At 73.5% G+C, this 16,553-nt stretch carries 11 protein-coding genes; 5 read left to right on the forward strand and 6 right to left on the reverse strand.

Features of this window, described 5'->3' with window-relative positions:
- From hutI to N864_RS11240, 3 genes are all read right to left on the reverse strand, one after another.
- On the reverse strand, positions 1–1,111 hold a 1,111-nt coding region (hutI, locus tag N864_RS11230), incomplete at its 3' end, for an imidazolonepropionase (protein ID WP_034716612.1).
- Positions 1,108–2,442 carry a formimidoylglutamate deiminase gene (locus N864_RS11235; RefSeq protein WP_034716613.1) on the reverse strand — a complete coding sequence of 445 codons (1,335 nt, stop codon included), beginning with the start codon at positions 2,440–2,442 and terminating at the stop codon, positions 1,108–1,110. The genes hutI and N864_RS11235, both read right to left, overlap by 4 nt.
- Positions 2,439–3,677, reverse strand: coding sequence for an allantoate amidohydrolase (locus N864_RS11240; protein ID WP_034716615.1), 1,239 nt, complete (start codon positions 3,675–3,677; stop codon positions 2,439–2,441). Before N864_RS11240 ends, N864_RS11235 begins: the two co-directional genes overlap by 4 nt.
- Before the next feature lie 169 nt (positions 3,678–3,846).
- On the opposite strand from N864_RS11240, the gene N864_RS11245 reads away from it, so the two are divergent.
- Both N864_RS11245 and N864_RS11250 read left to right on the forward strand, forming a co-directional pair.
- Positions 3,847–5,082: an MFS transporter gene (locus N864_RS11245; RefSeq protein ID WP_240474297.1), complete on the forward strand. Its 1,236-nt coding sequence runs from the start codon at positions 3,847–3,849 to the stop codon at positions 5,080–5,082.
- Between the two features lie 130 nt (positions 5,083–5,212).
- Positions 5,213–5,665, forward strand: coding sequence for an aminoacyl-tRNA deacylase (locus N864_RS11250; protein ID WP_034716632.1), 453 nt, complete (start codon positions 5,213–5,215; stop codon positions 5,663–5,665).
- 9 nt (positions 5,666–5,674) lie between these two features.
- Here N864_RS11250 and hutU read toward each other — a convergent pair whose 3' ends face one another.
- Both hutU and hutH read right to left on the reverse strand, forming a co-directional pair.
- A complete protein-coding gene (hutU, locus tag N864_RS11255) occupies positions 5,675–7,330 on the reverse strand; it encodes a urocanate hydratase (RefSeq protein WP_034716617.1) in 1,656 nt (551 codons plus the stop codon).
- A gap of 119 nt (positions 7,331–7,449) precedes the next feature.
- Positions 7,450–9,024, reverse strand: a complete 1,575-nt coding sequence (gene hutH, locus N864_RS11260) for a histidine ammonia-lyase (RefSeq protein ID WP_034716619.1) — start codon at positions 9,022–9,024, stop codon at positions 7,450–7,452.
- A 140-nt stretch (positions 9,025–9,164) separates the two neighbouring features.
- On the opposite strand from hutH, the gene N864_RS11265 reads away from it, so the two are divergent.
- Positions 9,165–9,929, forward strand: a complete 765-nt coding sequence (locus N864_RS11265) for an IclR family transcriptional regulator (RefSeq protein WP_034716621.1) — start codon at positions 9,165–9,167, stop codon at positions 9,927–9,929.
- Between the two features lie 16 nt (positions 9,930–9,945).
- Here N864_RS11265 and N864_RS11270 read toward each other — a convergent pair whose 3' ends face one another.
- Positions 9,946–14,532 carry a hypothetical protein gene (locus N864_RS11270; RefSeq protein WP_155892905.1) on the reverse strand — a complete coding sequence of 1,529 codons (4,587 nt, stop codon included), beginning with the start codon at positions 14,530–14,532 and terminating at the stop codon, positions 9,946–9,948.
- Positions 14,533–14,622: 90 nt separating this feature from the next.
- On the opposite strand from N864_RS11270, the gene N864_RS11275 reads away from it, so the two are divergent.
- Both N864_RS11275 and N864_RS11280 read left to right on the forward strand, forming a co-directional pair.
- Positions 14,623–15,600 carry an NAD(P)H-quinone oxidoreductase gene (locus N864_RS11275; protein ID WP_034716625.1) on the forward strand — a complete coding sequence of 326 codons (978 nt, stop codon included), beginning with the start codon at positions 14,623–14,625 and terminating at the stop codon, positions 15,598–15,600.
- A gap of 236 nt (positions 15,601–15,836) precedes the next feature.
- A complete protein-coding gene (locus tag N864_RS11280) occupies positions 15,837–16,391 on the forward strand; it encodes a hypothetical protein (protein WP_240474298.1) in 555 nt (184 codons plus the stop codon).
- Positions 16,392–16,553 lie beyond the last annotated feature (162 nt).

Below are 16,553 nucleotides of genomic sequence, written 5' to 3' on the forward strand. Positions count from 1 at the left end.
CGACGGCGACCCGCCGGTCGAGGCCGAGCGAGCGCGCCGAGACGGCCGTCGCCGCGTGCAGCGCCTCGGCCGGCGTCATGCCGAGGTCGCGCACGGCGAGCGCGATGACGAACGGCATCGACGACGAGTAGCAGGTGCCCGGGTTGCAGTCCGTTGCGAGGGCGACGTCGACCCCGGCGTCGAGGAGCCGTCGTGCGTCGGGATACGGCGACCGGGTGGAGAACTCGACGCCGGGCAGCAGGGTCGCGACGGTCGTGCCCCGGGCCGCCGCCAGCGCCTCGACGTCGTCGTCGCTCAGGTGGGTGCAGTGGTCGACGCTCGCGGCGCCGAGCTCGCAGGCGAGCTGCACCCCCGGCCCGGGCCCGAGCTGGTTGCCGTGCACCCGCAGTCCGAGGCCCGCACGCCGTCCCGCCTCGAGGATCGTGCGCGCCTCGTCGCCGTCGAACGCGTGCGCCGAGTGGGGCTCGCAGAAGACGTCGATGTATGCCGCTGTGCCGGGTCCCGCTGCCGTGATCGCCGCGAGCATCGGCCCGGTCACCAGCTCCACATAGGCCGCTCGCCGGTGCGCGTACTCGGCGGGCACGACGTGCGCGCCGAGGAAGGTCGTGTGGGGCGTGAACTCCCGGGCGATCCGCAGGGCCCGCAGCTCGTCGTCGATCGTGAGCCCGTAGCCGCTCTTGATCTCGACGGTCGTCGTTCCCTGCGCCCGCATCTCGGCCACCCGGTCGCGCACGAGCGCCCGCAGCTCGTCGTCCGAGGCGTGCCGGGTCGCCTCGACCGAGACCCGGATGCCGCCTCCGTCGTAGGCGGTGCCGCTCATCCGGGCCGCGAACTCCGCAGCCCGGTCACCGGCGAAGACGAGGTGCGTGTGCGAGTCGACGAAGCCCGGGATGACCGCCCGCCCCTCGAGGTCGGTCCGTCGGTCGGCGTCCGGGGCCAGGACCTCCGGCCCGACCCACTCGATGACCCCGTCGGTCACGACGACGGCTGCGTCGCGGACGATCCCGAGCAGCCGGTCGCCGGGGTTGGAGCCAGGCCCCGAGTGGGCGGCCGAGCGCTTCGGGTCGTTCGTCGTCAGTTCGGCGATGCCGGTGATGAGATGGCTCGTCACTGGGCGGAGTCCCCGATGACGCGGTGGATCGACGCTCCGAGCAGGCGCCCCACGTCGCCGAGCCGGTGCTGCCCGCCGGAGACGACGACTTCTCCTCCGACGACGACGGTCGAGACGTCCGAGGCCACTCCGGCGTAGAGGATCTGTTCGGGCGCGGCCCCGGCCGTGTTGACGGTGTCGGTGCGCACGGTGACGAAGTCGGCCAGCGCACCCTTGGACAGGTGTCCCCCGTCCGACCAGCCCAGGGCGCGGTAGCCGTTGAAGGTCGCCGCGAGGAGCAGGTCGGGAGGTGAGAACCGGTCCCGCTCGTTCGACACGAGCCGCTCGTGCATCTCGAGGCCGCGCAGCTCCTCGAAGGGGTCGATGACGACGTGCTGGTCGGTGCCGAGACTGATCGGCGCACCGGCGTCGTGCAGCGCCCGGGCGGGTCCGATGCCGTCGGCGAGGTCGCGCTCGGTCGTGGGGCAGAAGCAGGCGCCGGTGCCGGTGCCGCCGACGAGCTCGATGTCCTTGTCGGTCAGGTGGGTGGCGTGCACGGCGGTGAGGCTCGGGCCCAGCGCGCCGGCCTCGTCGAGCAGCTCGGTCGGCGTCCTGCCGTAGTACATCTGGCAGGCGAGGTTCTCGCCCGGCTGCTCCGACAGGTGGATGTGGAGCGGCAGGTCACCCGCGGCGTCGACGACCTTGGGCAGGTCCTCCCTCCGCACCGCTCGCACGGAGTGGATCGCCGCGCCGAGCCGCACCAGCTCGCTCTCCGGCCGGCGCGCCGACATCCGGGCCGCCCACGCCTCGACCGAGCCGTCGCTGAACCGCAGCTGCCCGGGGTGCAGGTCGACATGGCCGCTGCCGTTGAGGCCACCCTCGAGGTAGCACGTGTCGAGCAGGGTCAGCCGGATCCCGGCGTCGGCGGCGGCATGGCGCAGGGCCAGGCCCATCGCGTTGGGGTCACCGAACGGCTTGCCGCCCGGCCGGTGGTGCACGTAGTGGAACTCGCCCACCAGCGTGATGCCGGCGGCCACCATCTCGGCGAACACCGCCCGGGCGAGAGCGTGGTAGGTGTCGGGGTTGAGCTGCGCCGCGACGGCGTACATCTGCTCACGCCAGGTCCAGAAGTTGCCGCCGCCCCCGTTGACCCGCCCGCGCAGAGCCCGGTGGAAGGCGTGGCTGTGCGTGTTGGCCATCCCGGGGAGCGTCACGCCGTCGAGGCGCACATCGTCGGGCTGCGGGTCGACGCCGCTCTGGATCTCCTTGAAGATCCCCCCGACCTCGACGAGACGCACCCTGTGGGCGAACCCGCTTGTCAGCCAAGCGTGTTCGCACCAGTATGCCGTCATCGCGCATCGTCCTTCCGTCGGCAGAGACCGGCGACGACCGCCGTCAGCGCCACGACCCCATCCTCGCAGTCGGCGAGCTCGGCGTGCTCCGCGGGTGAGTGGGAGATCCCGGTCGGGTTCCGCACGAAGAGCATCGCGGTAGGGACCGCGTGGGCCGCGAGGATGCCGGCATCGTGCCCCGCGCCGGTCGCGAGGTGCGGGGCGGTCGGGAGTATGCCGCTGAGCCGGCTCACGAGGTCGGCGTCGAAGGTGGTCGGCGGGGTCCACGACTCCTCGACCGTGACGGCCCCGACGCCCCCGGCCTCTCGCTCGACGTCGGCGACGGTCGCGCGCACCGCCGCCTCGTCGGCTCCCCGAGCGTCGAGCCACGCAGTCACGTGGCTGGCGATCGCGTTGACGCCGCCCGGCTCGACCCGCACCTTGCCGACGGTGGCGACGCAACCGCGCTGAGCGGCATACGTCCTGCTCGCCTGGACCACCCCTGCGAGACCGAGCATGGCGTCGTGACGGTCCTCGAGGCGGGTCGTGCCGGCGTGGTTCGCCTCGCCGGGGATGTCGATGCGCCAGCGGCCGTGCGGCCAGATGCCGGTGCCGATCGCGACGGCGCGGCTCGGGTCGGACAGGTCCTCGCTGCCGTCCGGTGCCAGGGCCAGCGCCCTGCCCTGCTCGACGTGCAGCTCGACGAAGGCGGCGACGCGCCGCAGCGCCGCGGGGTCGGGGCCGAGCGTGCCGGGATGCCGGCCGGCCGTGCGCCAGGCCTCGGCCAGGGTCGTCCCGTCGGCGTCGGTCAGGGCCAGGGCGCGCGCGGCGGGGAGCGCCCCGGTGATGATGCGAGAGCCGGCGCAGGCGATGCCGAAGCGGGCCCCCTCCTCGTCGACGAAGTTGACGACACCGATCGGCACGTCCGGCGTCACTCCACCCGCGCGGAGGGCGTCGACCGTGGCGAGGGCGCTCACGACGCCGAGCGGGCCGTCGAAGGCGCCACCGTCCGGCACCGAGTCCAGGTGCGAGCCGATGACGACGCCAGGCGTCACGTCGGGGTCGCCCCACCACCCCCACTGGTTGCCGGCGCGGTCCTCGGTGACGTGCAGGCCCCGGGACGCGCACTCCGCGGCGAACCACTCCCGCAGCTCGTGGTCGACGGCCGTCCAGGCGAAGCGCCGGTAGCCGCCGGTGCCGGCATCACGGCCGATCGGCTCCAGCACCGACCACATCCGCGTGAAGTCGCTCCCCATGGCCCCATTCCACACTGTTTGCGCCCGGTGAGGAGCGATACGTCGCGCTGAATATGTCTCGAATCGGAGACAACGCCTGCCCTCCCTCGTCGACAGCACGATCCCGACCATCGGACAGAAGGGTGACCCGGGGGCGAGCTCGACGCCGCCCATGCACCACAGTGGGGTGGTGACCTCGTCCGTGCCCGCGCAGCCGTTCCACGGCTACCGGATGAGCGATCCGGAGTACCGCCGGATCTCGGTCGCCCTCTTCGCCGCGGGTGTGGCGACGTTCGCCCTGCTCTACAGCACGCAGGCGCTGCTCCCCGAGCTGGCGACCGCCTTCTCGGTCTCCGCCGCCGAGAGCACGTTGTCGCTGTCCGTCACGACGGTCGGGCTCGGGATCGCCCTGCTCGTTGCCGGACCGATCTCGGAGGTCGTGGGGCGCACCCGGCTGATCCACCTCTCCCTGGCCGTCTCGGCACTGGTCGGCGTGGGGTGCGCCCTGGCGCCCGGCTGGCAGGCGCTGCTCGCGCTGCGGCTGCTGCAGGGAGTGACGCTCGCCGGACTCCCCGCCGTGGCGACCGCCTACCTCCGGGAGGAGCTGCACCCCGGCGTGCAGGCCCGCGCCGCCGGGCTCTACATCGGCGGCACCGCTCTCGGCGGCATGACTGGTCGCCTCATCACGGCAGGGATCGGTGAGGCCGCCGGCTGGCGCTGGGCGCTCGCCGCCATCTCGGCCGTCGGGCTGTTCTGCGCTCTCGCCGTGCGGATCCTCCTGCCGGCGTCCCGCAACTTCAGGGCCGCTCCGGCCCAGTTGAGCCACCTGCTCGGCCTGATGCGCGGGGCGCTGTCCGATCGAGCCCTGCTCGCGCTCTATGCGGTCGGCGCCTGCTCGATGGGAGCCTTCGTCGCGACGTACAACGCGATGGGCTTCCGCCTCGTGTCCGAGCCCTTCCACCTCGGACTGGGAGCGGCCGGACTGGTCTTCCTCGTCTACCCGGTCGGCACGGTTGCCTCGACCGTCGCCGGCCGACTCGCAGACCGCTACTCCCGCCGGGCCGTCGTCCCGGTGGGCTGCGCGGTCTTTGCGGTCGGCCTGCTCCTGACGATCCCGGACTCGGTCCCGGTGGTCGTCCTGGGTCTCGCCGTGCTGACCGGCGGGTTCTTCGCCGTGCACGGCGTCGCGAGCGGCTGGGTCCCGGCTCGCGCCTTCGCCGGCAACGCCGCTCCCGGGCCGGCCGCCTCGCTGTACCTCTTCGCCTACTACCTCGGCTCATCCGTCTTCGGCAGCCTGTCGGGCCAGGCCTGGTCCTTCGGTGCCTGGCCGGCCGTGCTGACGCTCACCCTGGGGCTCGTCGTCATCGTGGCCGTGCTGTCCCTGTTGCTGCACCGCCTGCCCTCGCTCGACGCACGCCGTCGCTGAGGCCGCCGCGCAGCACGCGCCGCACCGGTCGGGACGGCATGCCTACAGTGGCAAGGTGACCGAGCCATCTGCCACCCCCGCCTCCCAGGACACGCCGAACGCCCGGGGCGACACCGACACGACCCCCGCGATCGAGGCCGCCCGCGCGGCCGGGATCGACTTCGACGTGCGACGGATCGGCCGGGTGCGCAGCCTCGAGGAGGCCGCCGCCGCGTTCGGTATCGAGCCACGTGACCTCATCAAGACCCTGGTGGTGCGCAAATCGGAGGGCGAGCACGTCTTCGTCCTCGTCCCCGGCGACCGGGTCTTCTCGTGGGCCAAGGTGCGCCAGCTGCTCGGCACGAACCGGATCTCCATGCCCGACGCCGCTGCGGCGCAAGAGGTCACCGGCTACGAGCGGGGCACCATCACCCCGTTCGGCGCCAAGGAGCGCCTGCCCGTCATCGCAGACCCGCACCTCGTCGGCCGGCGGATCAACCTCGGCGGGGGTGCCCACGGCGTGGGCCTCACCGTCAACGGCGACGACGTCATCCGGCTCTTCGATGCCACCGTCGCGGACATCTCGGACACCCCTGCGGGCTGAGCAACGCCGTCAGCCCTCCTGCATCGGCACCCGGACCCCACGCTCCCGCGCGACCTCCTCGGCCCGCTCGTAACCCGCGTCGACGTGCCGGATGACGCCCATCCCAGGGTCGTTCGTCAGGACCCGGGCGAGCTTCTCCGCCGCCAGCGGGGTGCCGTCCGCGACAGACACCTGGCCCGCGTGGATCGAGCGGCCGATCCCCACTCCACCACCATGGTGGATCGACACCCAGGATGCCCCGGAGGCGGTGTTGACGAGTGCGTTGAGCAGGGGCCAGTCCGCGATGGCGTCCGAGCCGTCGGCCATCGCCTCGGTCTCACGGTAGGGCGAGGCGACCGAGCCGGCGTCCAGGTGGTCCCGGCCGATGACGACCGGTGCCGAGAGCTCGCCGGAGGCAACCATCTCGTTGAACCGCAGCCCAGCCCGGTCACGCTCTCCGTAGCCGAGCCAGCAGATGCGAGCGGGCAGACCCTGGAAGGCGATCCGCTCCTGCGCCCCCCGGATCCACTTGGCGAGCCGCTCGTTGTCCGGGAAGAGCTCGAGCACGGCGCGGTCCGTGGCAGCGATGTCCTTCGGGTCGCCGGAGAGCGCCGCCCACCGGAACGGGCCCTTGCCCTCGCAGAACAGCGGCCGGATGTAGGCCGGCACGAAGCCGGGGAACTCGAACGCCCGCCCGTAGCCGCCGAGCCGCGCCTCGTCGCGGATCGAGTTGCCGTAGTCGAAGACCTCGGCGCCGCCGTCCTGGAACTCGACCATCGCCTGGACGTGCTTGGCCATGGACGCCCGCGCCCGTTCCGTGAACTCCTCTGGCTTCTTCTCGGCCAGCTCGTGCCAGTCCGCCAGGTCGACCCCCTCGGGCAGGTAGGACAGGGGGTCGTGTGCCGAGGTCTGGTCGGTGACGATGTCGATCGGCACGCCGCGCCGCAACAGCTCGGGGAAGACGGAGGCCGCGTTGCCGACGACGCCGACCGACCAGGCGCGACCCTCGTCCTTGGCCCGCACGGCGATCTCGACCGCCTCGTCCAGTGACCCGGCGACCTCGTCGAGGTAGCGGTGTTCGACCCGCCGCTGCAGCCGGGCCGGGTCGACGTCGACGATGAGGCAGGCGCCGTCGTTGAGCGTGACCGCCAGTGGCTGGGCACCGCCCATCCCGCCGCATCCGGCGGTCAGGGTCAGCGTGCCGCGCAACGTGCCGCCGAACCGCTTCTCCGCCACCGCCGCGAAGGTCTCATAAGTGCCCTGGACGATGCCCTGCGTGCCGATGTAGATCCACGACCCCGCCGTCATCTGCCCATACATCGTCAGCCCGAGGTGCTCGAGCCGGCGGAACTCCGGCCACGTCGCCCAGTCCCCCACGAGGTTCGAGTTGGCGATGAGCACCCGCGGCGCCCACTCGTGCGTCTGCAGGACGCCAACCGGCTTACCGGACTGGACGAGCATCGTCTCGTCCTCGCGCAGCGTGGTCAGCGTGCGCACCATCGCGTCGAAGGCCTGCCAGCTGCGCGCCGCGCGCCCGGTGCCCCCGTAGACCACGAGGTCGTCGGGCCGCTCCGCCACCTCGGGGTCGAGGTTGTTCATCAGCATCCGCAGCGGAGCCTCCGTCGCCCACGACCTCGCCGTCAGCGTCGTGCCGCGCGGGGCTCGGACCGGTCGCGCACCGTCCATGTCAATTCCCTTCTCGTTCAAGCCGTTTCACAACAGAGCCGTCAGGTATGCCGCTGAGCTGGCTCCCGCTCGGGGCGTCTCGTTCCGCTCATTCCTCGCCATGGGCGTGGGGGTCCTCGTCAGCGCAGGGGGCCGGTGACGGACTCGACGGCCGCGACGACGGACCGGTCGACGACCGCCTGCCAGGCGCCCTCGATGTCGGGAGCGAGGAACCGGTCCGGGCCGGGCTCAGTCCGAGTCACGGCGTCCAACGCCAGGATGACCGCACCAGCGGCCGGCCCCGGCTCGAGCGGAGCCCGCAGCTGCAGCCCCCGGGCCGCGGTCAGCAGCTCGATGGCGAGCACCCGGGAGAGCGCGTCGACCGCCCGTCGGAGCTTGCGGGCGGCGGACCACCCCATCGACACGTGGTCCTCCTGCATGGCCGAGCTGGGAATCGAGTCGACCGAGGCCGGCACGGCGAGCCGCTTCAGCTCGGAGACCATGGCGGCCTGGGTGTACTGCGCGATCATCAGCCCCGAGTCGACCCCGGGGTCGTGCGCGAGGAACGGCGGCAGCCCGTGGCTCCGAGCCGGGTCGAGGAACCGGTCGGTGCGCCGCTCCGACATCGACGCGACGTCGGCGGCCACGATGGCGAGGAAGTCGAGGACATAGGCGATCGGCGCTCCGTGGAAGTTGCCGTTCGACTCGACCCGGCCGTCGCGCGTGACGACCGGGTTGTCGACCGCCGAGGCGAGCTCGACCCCGGCGACCCGCGCAGCATGGGCCACGGTGTCCCGGGCGCCGCCGTGCACCTGGGGGGCGCAGCGGAGGGAGTAGGCGTCCTGCACGCGCGTGCACTCCTCGGTGCGGTGCGACTCGCGGATCGGCGAATCCGCCATCACGGCAAGGACGTTCGCCGCCGATGCCTGTTGACCCGGGTGCGGTCGGAGCTCGTGCAGGTCGGCCTGGAAGACGTCGTCGGTGCCGAGCAGTCCCTCGACGCTGAGCGCTGCTGCGACGTCGGCCACCTTGAGCAGGTGCCGGAGGTCGTCGATGGCGAGGACGAGCATGCCGAGCATCCCGTCAGTGCCGTTGATGAGCGCGAGGCCTTCCTTCTCCGCGAGCACGACCGGCTCGATGCCGGCTGCGGCCAGCGCGTCGGCCGCGTCCAGCTCGACGCCGGCCGCGTCACGCACGACCCCCTCTCCCATGACCGCGAGCGCGCAGTGCGCGAGCGGCGCGAGGTCGCCGGAGCAGCCGAGCGAACCGTACTCACGCACGACCGGGGTGATGCCGGCACTCAGCACAGCGGCATACACCCTCGCCGTCTCGAGGCGCACGCCCGTGCGGCCGGTCGCGAGCGTCGACAGCCGCAGCAGCATCAGCGCCCGGACCACCTCGCGTTCGACCTCGTCGCCCGTCCCCGCGGCGTGGGAGCGGACGAGCGACCGCTGCAGCTGGGCGCGCAGCGCGACGGGGATGTGCCGGGTCGCGAGCGCCCCGAAGCCGGTCGACACCCCATAGTGCGGGACGTCGTCGTCGGCGAGCGCCTCGATGACCGCGCGGCTGGAGGCCATCGCCGCCTGCGCCTCGGGCGACAGCTCGACCCGGGCACCGCGTCTGGCGACCGCGACCACATCGTCGAAGGTCAGCGGGCCGACCCCCACCGTGACGGTCGAGGCGGCCCGGTCGAGGGCGGCTGGTGCAGTCGTCATGCCTCCATCGAACAAGCCGACTGACCCGTCCACCAGCACCCGACGCGGCACTAGTGTCTCGCATGCGAGACATCCGAGCACCTACCCGGGGACCTCTCGCCGGTCCTACGATCGACTCAGCACACAGACGGAGGGAGCCCATGGCGAACGCCCCGGCCGCGGCCAACGCCCTCGACGTGCTGGAGCACCTGTCCCGGCACGCCGAGCCGGTGCCCGCCGCCGCGATCGCGCGCGACCTGGGCCTGCCGCGCTCGTCGGTCTACCACCTGCTCAAGGTGCTGCACGGTCGCGGCTATGTCACGCACTACACCGAGGAGCGGCGCTTCGGGCTCGGCTCGGCGGCCTACGAGCTCGGCTCGGCCTACCAGCGCCAGGCGCCCCTGGCCCGGCTCGCCCGGTCCGCGATGCGCCGGCTCGTCGACCAGGTCGGCCGCAACGCCCACTTCGCCACGCTCGACGGACGCGACGTCATCTACCTGCTCGAGGAGCGGGCGGCCGGGCAGCCGACCCTCGTCACCGACGTCGGCGTGCGACTGCCGGCGCATCTGACGGCGAGCGGTCTCGCGCTGCTGTCGGCGCTCCCCCAGGCCCACGTGCGCGCGCTCTATCCCGACCGCGGCTCGTTCGTGCAGCGCAACGGCACCGGCCCGCGGTCGCTCACCGAGCTGCGCAGCCTGCTCAGCCGGACCCGCGCCGACGGCTTCGCCCGCGAGGACGGGACCGTCACGCCGAGCCTGTCCTCGATCGCCGTGCCCGTCCTCGACCGCTCGGGCCGGCCGCTCGCGGCGATCGCCGTCACCTTCCGCTCGGAGGACGGCTCGCCCGAGCACGTCGCCGACCTCGTCGGCCGGACGCGGAGCGCCGCCACAGAGATCTCCCGCCGGCTGAGCCCCGCTCGCCCCTGAGGGGTATGCCGCTCACTCACTCCCAGCCCGCTGTGGCCTCCGTGAGCTGGGCGAGTCCCTTGCGAGCAGCGACCTTGCCCTGCTCGACGAAGGCGGCCGCGAGCACCGCGACGAGGCCGAGGACGGCGATGACGATCCAGACCGCGGCGCCCTGCCACCGGGGCAGCAGGTCCACGAGCGGGACGGCGACGAGCAGGAGGACCGCCACGAGAACCGTGCCGACGCCGGCCGAGACCCGGCGCCGCACCTCGGTGACGATGCCCCACGCCGCGACGGCGACCCCGAGCACGAGGGCGACGAGCGCGTGGCCCACCCCGGCGGTGACTGCCGACGCGAGTGACGGACCGACGAGCAGGAGAATGCCCGCGAGCTCGAGGACGACGATCTCGGGAGCGGCCATCGGCTGCCCGCGCCCGGCCCGGTCGTGACGCCAGAGCGCGACGGTGACGAGCGCCGCGAAGCCGGCTGGAGCCGTGACCCATTCGGGGCGGCCGTGGAGTGACTCGTACGAGAAGGAGAGCCACGCGGCACAGGCCAGAGCCGGCGCGAGCAGCTGCACGCCCACCCTGCGGAACGCGACGCCGGTGGCAGCCGCCTGGAGCGACGCGACGGCCAGCGATACAGCGAGGGTGCCCGAGTCGGCCACGGCGGTGGGACCGGCGGCCGCACCAGCGCCCGCGGTCAGCACTGCCCACGCCGTCGCGGGCAGCCCGAGCACGACGACGGGACGCTGCCAGCGGGCGAACGGGCCACCCGTGACGGCGAGCAGCGCCACGGCACAGGCTGCGCCCAGCGCACTCGTCGAGACGGCGGCGGTCTGCGGCGACACCTGGGCTGCGTGCAGCGCCACGACGATCGCCGCGAGGAGGTAGCCGGCTCCGGCCTCACGCAGCCAGGCCACGCGCACGGGCTCCGCAGCGATGGCGAGCGCCAGGGCCGTGACCGCGAGTCCGACCGCGACCGGTGCCGACGCGCCGACTCCGGGCAGGGCCGCCTCGACCGCCGCCGCGGCGCCACCCCAGACGAGCCACCAGGTGCGGTCGAGGCCCGGCACGGCGCGCACGAGCACGGTGACCATCGCGATGGCGGCTGCCGCAGCGAGGGCCGCCGCCTCCACGGAGCGCTGCGTCGGCCACGCGAGCCAGTCGAGTCCGCTCGCGCAGCCTGCGACCGTGGCCACCGCGCCACCAACCCGGTAGGCGACGCGGATGGGACCCACGCCGGTGACGGCACCCGGGCCGGCGACGGCACCGAGCACGGTGAGCGTGGCACCGAGGGCGAGCAGGGCCAGGCTGAGCCAGCCGCCCCCGGCCGCCGACGCCCCGACCAGCACGAGGAGCGTCCCGAGCACGGCGAGCGGAGCCGCGATGCCCGGACGCCTGCGGAGCCGGGCGGCGACGGCGAGGCACTCCGCGCCCGCGGCGACCCAACAGGCGCTCTCGGTCGGCGTACCGACCGAGAGCAGCAGGCCGGTCGCCGCGACGGGCACGGCGGAGACGAGGACGGGCGCGTCCCACCGGCGCCACCACGCGACCGGGCCGTCGCCGGCTCGCCTCACCTCCCACGAGGACAGGAGGTGCGCACCGAGGAGCACCGCGGCGGAGGCGGCGAGCGCGAGCCATGGCCGCGCCAGGATCGCCGGGCCGGCCAGCAGCAGAGTCGCCCACCAGGCCAGGAGGACCGCCGCCCCGCCGAGGACTCCGAGCGACGACGAGGCTCCCGCAACCGCCACGACGAGAGCCACCGCGAGGCAGACCCCGCCGGCGAGCGGACCTGTCTGGCCGACGACCGCCGTCAGGAACCCGACGGCGAGCTCGAGGCCCCCGACCGTCACCGCGACCACCGGCCACGACATTCGCAGTAGGGGCACCTGCCGGCGAGCGAGCAGGCCACCGACGAGCAGCAGCGCACCAACACCGACGAGGGCGAGGCCGGTCCACTCGGACTGCGGGAGGCGGCCCGCCACCGGCCAGAGCTGCGCCCCCATGAGGTGCACGAGCGGCGCGGGAGCGACCCAGGCGGCCCACGTCATCGGGGCGATCCGGTGGTCACTCGGCATCACGGCCACGACGGCGATGAGGCCGAGGAGAGCGAGGGCAGCCGGCGCCCGACCGGTCGTCAGAGTGGGCGCGACCAGTGTCGGTGCGGCCAGCGTGGGCGCGGCCAGCGTGGGTGCGACCAGGGCCAGGAGGAAGCCGACCCGGGACAGCGTCCGGCCGACCGGGACGGGCATCGGGAGCCCTGCGGCAGCGGCATACGTGACTGCGAGGACGGCGAGAACCGTGGGCGACCAGCGTGAGCCAAGCGGGAGGAGGCCGGACCGGTCGAGGGCGAGGGAGAAGGTGACAGGCAGGCCGACGGCACCGAGCGTGAGCGGCCCGGGGGCAAGCCATGGCTGCAGGCCGCCGAGCGTGGCGGCGACCGGCGAGGCCCCGCGGACCTGCCGCCAGCCGGTGACGCACCAGCCACCGGTGCTGGCCGCGACCGCCGCCACGAGCCCCCAGTCGGTGTCGACAGCGGCGGCCACCATGCCGGCACCGAGTGCATGCCCGCTCAGCGCCGTCGCAACGGCGACCGAGCGACGCGGCCCCTGTGCGGTGATACCGGCGGGGAGGAGGTGCACGAGTGCGACGAGCGCCAGTCCGGCGACGGCGGGGACCGCCCACCGGAGGTCGCCCGACACCCGCGTGCCGTCGGTCCCCACCAGCCACGCGCCGAGGCCGAGCAGGGTGGCGACCACCGGCTTGGCGACCGGGCGGAGCGGGCCCACCAAGGCACCGAGGGCGAGCAGCGCGAAGGAGACGGCACCGGACCAGCGAGCGAGCCGGTCCGCGCCGGGGTCCAGCAGCACCGCGGCCAGCACGACGACCATGACAAGGCCGCCGGACCACCACCGCCGCCAGTACGGCTCCCCAGCGGAGCGGTCGAGCCACCCGCGTGCCGCGGGAATCGCAACGGTGAGCAGGACGACCGCACCGATGAGGACGGCGGCCGACCCACCCGAAGTGTCAGCCGCGGCCAGCGCGAGGGTCGCGCCGGCCGGCAGGAGTCCAGCCGCGAAATCGAGCAGGCGGGCGGCACCGGACATCGCGAAGGGTGCCGTCCGACGGGTGATCGCCCAGATCGCCGCGACGGCGAGGACGCCTGCAGCCCAGGTGAGGTCGCCGGTCAGCGTCGAGGCGAGGGCGAGTGTCGCGCCCCCGGCGGGCAGGAGGACCGCGACCGCCGGTCGCCGGCGGCCGGCGGACCGCTCGAGGATGGCGACGAAGCCCACGGCGACGACGGCACCGACCACATGCGCGGGCACGGAAGCGCCCATCCCCGCGGACAGGGCGACCCACACGACGGCCCACCACGCGGGCCCGGCCAGCCCGAGCACGAGACGGGAGAGCCGCCGGTCGAGCAGCTCGACCACGACCAGCAGGGCGACCCCTGCCACGAGGACCACCCCCGCGGGCCAGCCGGCCGCGGCCCAGGTGAGGACCGCGAGCACCGCAAGGACGAGGCTGGCCGGGACGGCCGACGCCGTCGTCGGCACCACGAGCCGGCCGCTGCTGCGCACCCGGGGCCAGCCCAACGTCACCGCGAGCGCGACGGCCATGGCGGCCACCTGTGCCGCGCTCGGCGTCGCGACGGCCTTGCCCACCGGGATCTCGCGTCCCAGGCCCATGGTCGCCAGACCGACCGCCAGCCAACCGACGGGCGCGACGAGGAAGCGCAGCGCGCTGGCTGGGTGACGTCGACACCACGCGGCATACCCGAGGGCGACCCCTGCGGTGAGGAGCGTCGCGGTGGCCACGAGCGGGCGACCCGACAGGTCGGGCGGGAGCGCGACGTCGTCGAGCAGGGAAGTGAGCAGCATGATCGGCAGGACCAGCCCGCCGGCGAGCTCGAGGGACCGCCCGACCGCCTCGGCCCGACGCCGGCGCAGGAGCGCGCCGGCGGCGAACGGTGCGCCCGCGATGACGACTTCGGCGACCGGGCGCAGCCCGGTGGCGACATCAGCGAAGGCGAAGGCGACGAGGCCAAACGCGCCCACGAAGAAGAGCAGCACCCCGAGGTAGGCGAGGCCGTGGACCGCGAGGTCCGAGCCGATGGCGTGGAGCGTCCGGGACCACCACTCGCGGAGTGCCGACGGCGGTCGAGGCGCGGCCGGTGCCGGTGCCGACGCAAGCCCGGGGACCGGAGCCGGAGCCGGCGCCGGCCCGGATGGCGGTGACCACGTCGGTGCAGGGCCGGGCGGCGCGATCCAGGAGCCCGCGGGTGGAGCCGACGGGACCTGGGGCGCGAGGCTCCTCGCCTCGAGCTCGGCGAAGGACGGCCGCGCGGTCGCCCCGGCTCGGAGCGGACCGGCGGTGGGCCACTCATACGGGCCGACCGGCTCCGCGGCCTCCGGCGCGGCCGATGCCGTCGGTGGGGCAGCGGCTCCGGCCTGGGCTAACAGCTCGCGCACGAGTCCCTTCAGCGCCGCATCCTGGGGGAAGCCGACGAGCCGCCGCCGGGTCGCTTCGGGCAGGAACACGTGCTCGACGAAGTCGAGGTGAGCCAGGTCGGACGCGGTCAGCGCCGGTCGCCCCGCCACGGGGCCGGAAGAAGTGCCCATGGCGGTGAGTCTGGGCACGCCAAGAAGGAGCGGACAGAGTCGCAGTACTCAACCGCACCCGTCCGCGCCGCCGTCCGTAGGCTGGGCCCTATGCGTGCCATCACCATCTCCGAGCCCGGCGAGGCCGACGTCCTCGTGCCCACCGAGGTCGACGCTCCCACCCCGAAGCCCGGTGAGGTGGTCGTCGACGTGGTCGCCGCAGGCGTCAACCGCGCCGACGTCCAGCAGCGGCGGGGCTTCTACGACCCGCCACCCGGCGCCTCACCGCTGCCGGGACTCGAGGTGAGCGGACGCATCTCGGCGGTCGGTGACGAGGTCGAGGGGTGGCAGGTCGGTGACGAGGTGTGCGCGCTCCTCGTCGGCGGCGGCTACGCCGAGCAGGTGGCGGTCCCGGCCGGCCAGCTGTTGCCCGTGCCCGAGGGCGTCTCCGTCGATGACGCCGCCGCACTGCCCGAGGTGGCCTGCACCGTCTGGTCAAACGTGTTCCTCACGGCCAACATCCAGCCCGGCCAGTGGCTTCTCGTCCACGGCGGCAGCTCGGGCATCGGCACGATGGCGATCCAGCTGGGCAAGGCCGTCGGCGCGCACGTCGCCGTGACGGCCGGGACCCAGGAGAAGCTGGACTTCTGCCGCGAGCTCGGCGCGGACATCGTCGTCAACTACAAGGACGAGGACTTCGTGGAGAAGGTGCGCGAGGGCACCGGAGGGCACGGCGCCGACGTCATCCTCGACAACATGGGCGCCAAGTACCTCGCCCGCAACGTGGAGACCCTGGCCATCAGCGGTCGCCTCGTCGTGATCGGTCTGATGGGCGGCCGACGGGCCGAGCTCGACCTCGGCACCCTGCTGGCCAAGCGGGCCGCCGTCATCGCGACCACGCTGCGCGCCCGGCCGGACACCGAGAAGGCGACGATCGTCGCCGCCGTTCGCGAGCACGTCTGGCCCCTTGTCGAGTCAGGCGTCGTCCGGCCGGTCATCCACTCGCGCCACCCGCTCGAGAAGGCCGCCGACGCACACCGCGAGATGGAGGCCTCCACCCACATCGGCAAGATCCTGCTCACGACGTAGTCCTCAGCTCGCCGACCGGACGAGCGCGCATTCGGGACAAAGCCGGGCACATCGAGGGCCCCAGGGACCAAACCGTCTCGGGACCGGCACACCTGCGCCGCAAGCCAGCTCAGCGGCATACCGTCGATCGGTGGACCACTTCGCCGGGAAGCGGTCCCCGACCACGACGGAGGCGAGAGGTGTTCATCCAGGTCATACAGGGAACGTGTCGCGACGCCGACACGGTGCACCGACAGATGGACGACTGGCGGAGCCGGCTCGAGAGCGGCGCCGCCGGGTTCCTCGGGGGCACGTACGGGATCACCGACGACGGTGAGTTCATCGGTGTCGTCCGCTTCGACTCGAAGGAGTCGGCGGAGCGGAACTCGCAGCGTCCGGAACAGGGCGAGTGGTGGGCGGAGACGCAGAAGTGCTTCGACGGAGCCGTCACCTTCCACGACTGCAATGACGTCGTCATGATGCTCGACGGGGGCTCCGACGACGCGCAGTTCGTGCAGGTGATCCAGGGTCAGCTCACCGACCCCGGCAAGTTCCACGACTTCATGAGCCAGCCCATGGACATGCTCCACACCGCGCGGCCCGAGATCATCGGCGGCACCGTGGCGATCGACGACAAGGGCTTCTTCACCCAGACCGTTGCGTTCCGCACCGAGGCCGAGGCACGTGAGGGCGAGCGCCGCGAGGTGCCGTCCGAGATGCAGGAGCAGATGGCGCAGCTGGGCGAGCTGATGACGGACGTCAGCTACCACGACCTGCACCACCCCTGGTTCGAGACCGCCCCGGCACGCTGAGCGAGGCATCGCTTGCGCGTCCCCTGCATACCCGGTATACATCTCCTCACCTGAGGGAATACCGAGTATGCCGGGGAGGCGTCGATGTCGGTCAAGCAAGGGTTGCTCGCGCTGCTCGCGGAGGGCCCCGCGTATGGCGCCCGCCTGCGCAGCGAGTTCGAG

It is taken from the genome of Intrasporangium chromatireducens Q5-1 (assembly GCF_000576575.1).
Classification (GTDB): domain Bacteria; phylum Actinomycetota; class Actinomycetes; order Actinomycetales; family Dermatophilaceae; genus Intrasporangium_A; species Intrasporangium_A chromatireducens.

Coding starts and splice junctions, on each gene's coding strand:
- N864_RS11235 (WP_034716613.1), bottom strand. CDS start 2,442: ATGACGGCATACTGGTGCGAACACGCTTGGCTGACAAGCGGGTTCGCC.
- N864_RS11240 (WP_034716615.1), bottom strand. CDS start 3,677: ATGGGGAGCGACTTCACGCGGATGTGGTCGGTGCTGGAGCCGATCGGC.
- hutU (WP_034716617.1), bottom strand. CDS start 7,330: ATGGACGGTGCGCGACCGGTCCGAGCCCCGCGCGGCACGACGCTGACG.
- hutH (WP_034716619.1), bottom strand. CDS start 9,024: ATGACGACTGCACCAGCCGCCCTCGACCGGGCCGCCTCGACCGTCACG.
- N864_RS11265 (WP_034716621.1), top strand. CDS start 9,165: ATGGCGAACGCCCCGGCCGCGGCCAACGCCCTCGACGTGCTGGAGCAC.
- N864_RS11270 (WP_155892905.1), bottom strand. CDS start 14,532: ATGGGCACTTCTTCCGGCCCCGTGGCGGGGCGACCGGCGCTGACCGCG.
- N864_RS11275 (WP_034716625.1), top strand. CDS start 14,623: ATGCGTGCCATCACCATCTCCGAGCCCGGCGAGGCCGACGTCCTCGTG.
- N864_RS11280 (WP_240474298.1), top strand. CDS start 15,837: ATGGACGACTGGCGGAGCCGGCTCGAGAGCGGCGCCGCCGGGTTCCTC.